Consider the following 2,477-nt stretch of genomic DNA (forward strand, 5'->3'; position numbering starts at 1 on the left):
TCGACTCCCTCACCTCCGTCGAACTCCGCAACCGCCTCAACGCCGCCACCGAGACACGGCTGCCCGCCGGGCTCGTCTTCGACTACCCCACTCCGAAGGCCCTCGCCGGCCACCTGCGGACGGAACTCCTCGGCTCGCTCCCGGAGACCGGGTCCGCTGCCGCTCCTGCCGCCGCGCGGAGCACCGCCGCCCCGGCGGCCGGACAGGACGACCTCATCGCCGTCGTCGCGATGAGCTGCCGCTACCCCGGCGGCGTACGCTCGCCCGAGGACTTGTGGCGCATGGTGTTCGCCGGTGAGGACGGCCTTACCGGGTTCCCCGAGAACCGCGGCTGGGACGTCACCGCCCCCGCGGGCTTCGATGGTGCCGACGCGGACGGCGACGAGGGCCTGACGTACGTCACCACCGGCGCCTTCCTCCACGACGCCGACGAATTCGACCCCGAGTTCTTCGGCATCAACCCGCGCGAGGCCCTGGCCATGGACCCGCAGCAGCGGCTCCTCCTGGAAACGTCCTGGGAGGCGTTCGAGCGGGCGGGCATCGTGCCGTCGGCGCTGCGCGCCAGCGAGACCGGCGTCTTCGTCGGCCTGTCGACCCAGGGCTATTCGACCACCCTCAACGGCGCCGAAGGCGTCGAGGGCTACGTCATGACCGGCGACGCGGCGAGCGTCGCCTCCGGCCGCCTCTCGTACTCCTTCGGCTTCGAAGGCCCGGCCATCACCGTCGACACCGCCTGCTCCTCCTCGCTCGTCGCCCTGCACCTCGCCGCGCAGGCGCTGCGCAACGGCGAGTGCACGATGGCGCTCGCGGGCGGCGCTGCGGTCATGCCGACCCCCACCTCCTTCGCCGAGTTCAGCCGCCAGCGGGGCCTCGCCCCCGACGGCCGCTGCAAGCCCTTCGCGGCCGCCGCCGACGGCACGAGCTGGGGCGAGGGCGTCGGCATGCTCGTCCTTGAGCGGCTGTCGGACGCCCGCCGCAACGGTCACCAGGTGCTCCCCGCCTCACGCCCGCCGACGTCGACGCCGTCGAGGCACACGGCACGGGCACCACCCTCGGCGACCCCATCGAGGCCCAGGCCCTCATCGCCACGTACGGCAAGGAGCATTCGGAGGAACAGCCTTTGTGGCTGGGCTCGCTGAAGTCGAACATCGCGCACACCCAGGCGGCCGCCGGTGTCGGCGGCATCATCAAGACCGTCATGGCGATGCGCCACGGCATCCTGCCGAAGACGCTGTACGTGGATGCCCCGACCCCCGAGGTCGACTGGACCGGCGGGGGAGTGGAACTCCTTACCGAGGCCCGCGACTGGCCGGGACGCGAGGACGGCGCGCCGCGCCGGGCGGCCGTCTCCTCCTTCGGCATCAGCGGGACCAACGCGCACGTGATCCTGGAGCAGGCGCCGGGCGAAGAGCCCGAGCCTGCCGAGGACGTCGCACCGGCTCAGGTGGTGGCGGGCGTCGTGCCGCTGGCCCTCTCCGGGAAGACCCCGGAGGCGCTGCGTGCGCAGGCGGACCGGCTGCGGGACCACCTCGCGGCGCACCCGGACCTCGAACTCGGCCACCTGGCTCGGTCGTTGGTGCTTTCACGGTCGCGGTTCGAGTACCGGGGTGTGGTGCTCGGCGCGGATCGTGAGGAGCTGCTGGCCGGTCTTGAGTCGTTGGCGCAGGACGACGCGGTGGCGCGGAACGTCGTGACGGGACGTGCCCAGAGCGGCACGATCCGCCCGGTGTTCGTCTTCCCGGGACAGGGTTCGCAGTGGGCGGGCATGGCGTGTGAACTGCTGGATTCCAGCCCGGTGTTCGCCGAGCGGATGCGGGAATGCGCCGACGCCCTGGCCGAGTTCGTGGACTGGGACCTCGTCGAGGAGCTGAACGGCGGCCGCTTCGACGAGGTGGATGTGGTCCAGCCCGTCCTGTTCGCGGTCATGGTGTCGCTGGCTGCGGTGTGGCAGGCCGCGGGCGTGAAGCCGTCGGCCGTGGTGGGCCACAGCCAGGGCGAGATCGCCGCCGCGTGCGTCGCGGGCGTCCTGACCCTGCGCGACGCGGCCCGCGTCGTCGCCCTGCGCAGCCAGGCCATCCGGGAGCTGTCCGGGAAGGGCGGCATGGTCTCCCTCGTCCTGCCGCAGGACGAGACCGAGGCGCTCCTGGAGCCGTGGACCGGCCGCATCGAGATCGCCGTCGTCAACGGCCCCTCCCAAGTGGTCGTCTCCGGTGACCCCGAGGCGCTGGAGGAACTCGTCGCGCAGTGCACGGCCCGGGACATCCGCGCCCGGACCATCCCGGTCGACTACGCGTCGCATTCCTCGTACGTGGAGCAGATCGAGCAGCAGATCGGCGAGGCGCTGGACGGGGTCGCCCCGCAGGCTGCCGAGGTCCCGTTGTACTCGACGCTGACGGGTGCCTGGCTGGATGCCGACACTCCGATGGATGGCGGGTATTGGTATCGCAATCTGCGTCAGACGGTCCTGTTCGAGCAGG

The 2,477-nt window shown here is 72.0% G+C and carries 1 pseudogene; it reads left to right on the forward strand.

Features of this window, described 5'->3' with window-relative positions:
- Nucleotides 1-2,477, forward strand: a pseudogene (locus ADL01_RS47825) (type I polyketide synthase); the annotation flags it as partial.

Origin of the sequence: Streptomyces sp. NRRL WC-3618 (genome assembly GCF_001280005.1) — a bacterium.
Lineage (GTDB): Bacteria > Actinomycetota > Actinomycetes > Streptomycetales > Streptomycetaceae > Streptomyces.